Source organism: Methanomethylovorans sp., assembly GCF_050177135.1.
In the GTDB taxonomy this organism is placed as follows: domain Archaea; phylum Halobacteriota; class Methanosarcinia; order Methanosarcinales; family Methanosarcinaceae; genus Methanomethylovorans.
This window is the reverse complement of the sequence record NZ_JBFXHJ010000139.1, coordinates 1-5,715: the sequence shown is the minus strand read 5'-3', so window position 1 is coordinate 5,715 and position 5,715 is coordinate 1. Positions and strand designations below refer to the sequence as shown.

General features: G+C 45.2%; 6 protein-coding genes and 1 pseudogene. 6 read left to right on the top strand and 1 reads right to left on the bottom strand.

Going from position 1 to position 5,715, the window contains the following annotated elements; translation table 11 throughout:
* The 3 genes and pseudogenes from AB7U21_RS09910 to AB7U21_RS09900 all read left to right on the top strand — a co-directional run.
* A pseudogene (locus AB7U21_RS09910) lies at window positions 1-731 on the top strand (L-threonine dehydrogenase); the annotation flags it as partial.
* Window positions 718-1,896, top strand: coding sequence for a PAS domain S-box protein (locus AB7U21_RS09905; RefSeq protein ID WP_428388700.1), 1,179 nt, complete (start codon window positions 718-720; stop codon window positions 1,894-1,896). The pseudogene AB7U21_RS09910 and the gene AB7U21_RS09905, both read left to right, overlap by 14 nt.
* Window positions 1,897-1,981: 85 nt before the next feature.
* Complete coding sequence (locus AB7U21_RS09900) at window positions 1,982-2,161, top strand: helix-turn-helix domain-containing protein (protein WP_333787604.1); 180 nt, start codon at window positions 1,982-1,984, stop codon at window positions 2,159-2,161.
* 318 nt (window positions 2,162-2,479) lie between these two features.
* Here the strand turns inward: AB7U21_RS09900 and AB7U21_RS09895 are convergent, their stop codons facing one another.
* Entirely contained in the window at window positions 2,480-2,872 is a 393-nt protein-coding gene (locus tag AB7U21_RS09895) for a secondary thiamine-phosphate synthase enzyme YjbQ (RefSeq protein ID WP_428388697.1), read from the bottom strand.
* A gap of 253 nt (window positions 2,873-3,125) precedes the next feature.
* Between AB7U21_RS09895 and AB7U21_RS09890 the strand changes: the two genes are divergently transcribed.
* From AB7U21_RS09890 to AB7U21_RS09880, 3 genes are all read left to right on the top strand, one after another.
* Window positions 3,126-3,623 carry an Hsp20/alpha crystallin family protein gene (locus AB7U21_RS09890; RefSeq protein WP_428388695.1) on the top strand — a complete coding sequence of 166 codons (498 nt, stop codon included), beginning with the start codon at window positions 3,126-3,128 and terminating at the stop codon, window positions 3,621-3,623.
* A 353-nt stretch (window positions 3,624-3,976) separates the two neighbouring features.
* The gene (locus tag AB7U21_RS09885) at window positions 3,977-5,173 is read left to right on the top strand and encodes an ammonium transporter (protein ID WP_333787607.1); all 1,197 of its coding nucleotides are present in this window, start codon (window positions 3,977-3,979) and stop codon (window positions 5,171-5,173) included.
* A 9-nt stretch (window positions 5,174-5,182) separates the two neighbouring features.
* A complete protein-coding gene (locus AB7U21_RS09880; RefSeq protein WP_428388693.1) occupies window positions 5,183-5,515 on the top strand; it encodes a P-II family nitrogen regulator in 333 nt (110 codons plus the stop codon).
* Window positions 5,516-5,715 lie beyond the last annotated feature (200 nt).

Below are 5,715 nucleotides of genomic sequence, written 5' to 3'. Positions count from 1 at the left end.
CAGCCGGTTCCTCTGCTGATGTGTCTCAATTCGCTGTGATCACTGATGAACAGAAGAAACGCAAGTTCACTATAGTCAGCAAAATTATGCTACCAGACCTTGCACTTATAGATCCTGAGATGACCATTACCATGAGCCCTGAACTGACCGCAGCCACGGGCATGGATGCTCTGTGCCATGCTTTTGAGGCATACGTTTCAAATGCTTCCTCTGTCATGACAGATATGTATGCTTTAGAGGCAACTAAACTATTAGCGGAAAATCTTCCAAAAGTGTACGCAGCTCCTGAAAATATCATGTTAAGAGATCAGGTAATGCTGGGAAGCATGTATGCAGGCCTGGCTTTTTCCAATGCAAGCCTGGGTCTAGTGCATGCCATGGCCCATAGCCTGGGAGGTTACCTGGACTCTCCGCATGGTGAATGCAACGCCCAGCTTCTGGAACATGTAGTTGCCTTTAATTATTCCCAGGTACCGGACAAATACAGGGCTCTTGAGACTGCTATGTCTGGAAAGAGGCCATCAAAGAATAACGGACCAGATGGTCTGATACTCAAACTGCGCAATATGAAAGACCAGCTGAGTATCAAACAGGGCTTATATAACATGGGGGTCAGAGAAGAGGACATTGAATTCCTCAGTCAGAATGCATTCCTTGACCCTTGTCTGGCCACAAACCCTCGTTCTGCCACTATAGAGGATATTGAGAGTCTTTACCATGCCGCACTCTGAAGAGGACATCAGGCTGGATAGTCTGCGAAAGAAGATCATAGGATTAGGTGAAACCTCGCACAGAAAGAGTTACTACCCTCAGCTACAGGAGCAAATATGTGAGCTGAGCCTGACTATGCGTGCGTTAAAGGAAAGTGAGACAAAGTACCGTACCCTTGTGGAGAATGTCAATATCGGTATTTTCAGGACCGAGCCATGGGAAGATGGTCATATAATTCAGGCTAACCCGGCTTTCTGGAAGATGCTGGGTATTGCTAATGAACAAGACCAGTTGAATGTATCTGCGTCAGACCTGTACCTTCATCCGGGAGAACGCCCTAAGATATTGAAAGAGCTACAAAAAGAAGGCAAAATAAAGAACCGCAAGGTTATATTTAAAACACGAGATGGAAAGGAGATCCTTTGTTCGCTCACTCTAACAGCGCATTATGATCACAATGCAAATATGGATTTTATGGACGGTGTGGCAGAGGACATAACGGAGAAAGAGCAAAGGGAGGAGGCCCTCAGACAGGCGAACACCAAATTGAATCTCCTTAGCTCCATTACCCGCCATGACATCATCAATCAGGTAATGATCCTTGAGGGATACCTGTACCTGGTGATGGAAAGAATAAATGACGCTGAGACGCTTCGACTGCTACAGAGAATGAAGGCCAGCATAACATCAATTGAGAGGCACATCGTGTTCACTAAAGATTACCAGGAGATCGGTATCAATGCTCCTCAGTGGATCAATCTCCGGGACGTCATGTTCAATGCCATGGTCCCTCTGGATAAAGCATTAATAGATCTGCATATTGAAGTTGGGGATTATTTGATCTTCACAGACCCTATGATAAGAAAAGTTTTCTATAATCTGGCCAACAATGTCATCAAGCACAGCAAGGCTACTAACCTCACCATTACCACTGTAGAGGAGGAAGGATGCTTATTGGTGGTGTTCCAGGACGACGGTATCGGCATTGCTGACAAAAAGAAGCTGTTCAAGAGAAGCAATTCTACCTCAGGATACGGCCTGTTCCTTTCAAAAGCGATACTAACGATAACTGGTATTGGGATAAGGGAAACAGGAGTCCCGGGTAAGGGAGCGAGGTTCGAACTGATCTTTTCTCCCAAGCAGTACAGGGTCCTACCTGAACTCAATGCTATGAAAGGTCCATAGTTAACAAACGATGCAAGCCTGTGACCAATACAGATAACCTAATATTTTTATGTATGACTGACCTAATGTACCATGGAGATAGTCTATGACCGATAACACAGAAATTGTCCTTGATGCATTAAAGAATGCCGGAAAGCCATTGAGACCTGGAGATATAGCCAAGATGACCGGAATGGATAGCAAAGAAGTGAGTAAGATCATCAGTTCCCTGAAAGAGGAAGGCAAGGTCATCTCCCCCAAACGCTGCTATTATTCTGCTGAATAAGCAGTTAAATACTTTTGAGATTTTCGATAAACCTCTTTTTTAATTGATCTACACAATTTTTTATCAACGCAAGGGCTCCAAAACGCTAAGGAGCAAAGGGTAATACCAAGCTTTGCGTCCTAGCGACATTGCGACTTTGCGTTAAAAATGTGTTGCAGTAAGAAATAGATAGGGATCAAAACAATAACATAGGGAGTTCTAATAGATCAAAGAGGATTTTAATAACCCTCTTTTTTTGATCGATAAATTATATACGCCCTATTAGACAATTTTCAAATAACGGGGTTTTCAGAAATCCTTTTTTGTTTTTTCTGCGCTTTACGTTTGCCTTATCAGTGTGATATTGGCTTTTCTCTGACGCGGTCCGTCAAGTTCCACGAAGAATATCCTTTGCCATGTGCCAAGTACAAGCTTTCCGTCTACGATGGGTATCGTTTCACTGGACCCCAGGAGCATAGCCCGCAGGTGAGAATCGGCATTGTTGTCTATGCGATCGTGATCATAACCTGCTCCCGGAGGCACCAGCTTGTTAAGCAGGGTGAACATATCGGAAAGCAGCCCCGGTTCATTCTCATTAATGACAATAGCAGTGGTCGTGTGAGGCGTACTTATCACGCATATGCCACTGCGTATTGAGCTTTTGTTCACGTCTTCTAGAACATTGTCTGTGATGTCTATCAGCTCGACTGCAAGGTTCGTATCGATCTTCATAAAACCACTCCACTACCAGTATTCTGCATGCATGGATATAGGCCTATGGGAATATACCATTTATTCCGATCTTAAAGGCGAAACATGTTTATTGTATTGTGATATGTACTAACATAGGGGTATACAGCGTTTACACTTGTAGAACTCTGCCGAAAGTATACCTTTATATATCACTTGTTCGTATAAATTAGAACAAATGGGGACAAGTGGGCAAGCAACTTGATTTGCTAAGAGCCTACAAAGGAGCTATTATATGGACGACAAGAAAAAGCATTCTTTCGATGAGGATTTTGATAAGAGCCCGATCATGGACATCGAACAGCTCATTCAGCACTTGCTGTCCATGTTCTCCAGAGATGCTGATGACCTTGGTGAGTCCTTTATCTATGGCTATACCATCTTCCAGAAGGTCGGCGAAAAGCCTGATATACAGGGTTTCAAAATAGCCCACTCCTCCTTTTCCGAGGACGAGGATGATGAAGAAGGGGACATCTATATCAATAATACTGAGCCGGTGGTCGAGGTCTTTGAAACCGAAGACACGGTGTACGTGACCGCAGAACTTGGAGTGGATGAAGAATATGTGGAATTCTCTCCTTCTGCAGATGCACTGGAGCTGGTAGTCATAGCACCCAACTTTGGATACTCAAAAGTATTGGAGCTGCCTGTACCAGTTGATCCCAATACCTCAGTACATACTTGCAGGAACGGTGTTTTTGAGATATCTCTCAAAAGAACTTGTTCTGAATAAGATCTGAGATCATTCTCTGCACATTTGTTGATGTGTTTTCTTTCTTTTTAACCTATTTAAGAAATTTTTAGTTAATTTTACTTATTTTATTTTTAACTGAAGTTGATCAGCTTCAACATACCCCTATATTTTTTGTAGTAGTAATTAGATATGATCCTGTTTTCTATTTACCAAAATCTTTTTCTATTATAAAGTAGGAATACGGATACATACTGTAGAATACAGTAAAATAATAATTATAATGGTGTATGGAAATGGAATCGACATTTATAGGCAAAATAATGTTGCAGATCATCCGGTCATCCGACTGGATATTGTTTACAGGCTCTTGCCAGATACAGAGGTGTTATTGAATGGCACTTGATACAGGCGATACTGCCTTTATTCTGATCTGTACTGCCATGGTCATGCTTATGACCCCCGGTGTGGGTTTGTTCTATGGCGGTATGGTAAGGAACAAGAATGTCATTTCAATGATCGCAATGTCTTTCATTGCATTTGCAGTAGTGACCATTCAATGGGTAACAGCCGGTTATTCCCTGGCCTTCGGACCAGACATCTCTGGTTTTATAGGAAGCCTTGAGCACTTTGGCCTTAATGGGGTAGGACTGGACGGAGAAGGGATACCTGACATGCTGTTCATGGTGTTCCAGCTGGTATTTGCAGGCGTCACACTTGCAATTCTCACATCCGGTGTTGCAGAGAGAATAAAGCTAAGCTCTTTCATAGTACTGGGTGTGCTGTGGACTACCCTTGTATATGATCCCCTGGCCCACTGGGCATGGGGTGGTGGCTGGGCTTCGCAGCTTGGAGCTCTGGATTTTGCAGGAGGCACTGTAGTACACATTAGTTCCGGATTCGGCGCCCTTGCTCTGGCCCTGGTGATCGGGAAGCGATCGGGGTTCGGCAAATTCAGCATGGAAGCGGAGAATATCTCACTTACCTTGATAGGTGGCGCTCTCCTGTGGTTCGGATGGTTCGCCTTCAACTCAGGCAGTGCACTTGCAGCCAACGGTCTGGCAGCGAACGCTTTTGTAGTAACTAACATTTCAGCGGCCTCCGGTGCTCTTACCTGGATGCTTGCTTCATGGGCAAAGGGTAAGCCCAGTTCCCTGGGAATGGTAAGCGGTGCCGTGGCAGGCCTGGTAGCAATAACCCCTGCATGCGGATTCGTCGGACCCATGGCAGCGATAGCAATAGGCGGGACCGCGGGCGTGCTGTGCTACAGGATGCTGCTCTTCCGTGTGAAGAAGGGTCTGGACGAAAGCCTGGACGCCTGGGCCATCCACGGCATGGGCGGTCTGTGGGGCGCGCTTGCAACAGGGATATTTGCAACTGCTTCCATCGGAGGTGTGAACGGTCTCATATACGGCAATGTGGACCAGTTCCTTATACAGGCTCTGGATGCCGGTGTTGCGATCTCATACGCCTTCGTGGTAACATACATAATTGCCCTGATAGTAGACAAGACCATGGGACTGCGGGTGACAGAAACCGAGGAATATGTGGGACTGGACATCTCACAGCATGGAGAATCCACGAAGGGATGAGGTGATATCATGAAGAAGATCAATGCGATCATACGCCCGGAGATGCTTAACGACGTTAAGGCCGCCCTGGCAGAGCAGGGATATTTCGCCATGACAGTATACGAGGTAAAGGGCAGAGGTTCTCAGAAAGGGATATGCCTCCAATACAGGGGTAAGAAAATAGAAGTGGACATGATCCCCAAGATGGAGATAGACATGGTGGTCAAGGACGAAGATGTCCGCCCCATCATAGAAATCATCCGCAGATCGGCCCGAACCGGCAAGTTCGGCGATGGACGGATCTTTGTCTCCCCGGTGGAATTGGCTGCAGCCATCAGAACGGACGATGAGACCACAGAATAACTATAAAAATAAATGGCCGGATGCTTCCGGCTACTATATTTTTTCCATCAGCTTTCTCTTGATCCCACAGATAAAATGCTTATTGGATCTCTTTTTCCAGGTACCTGAACACTTCTTCAAGGTCAGGATATATGAGATAAGCGTACTCATCAAGCGGTGTAGGCATGTTATTGACTATGATCAGCCTTCCACCATGCTTT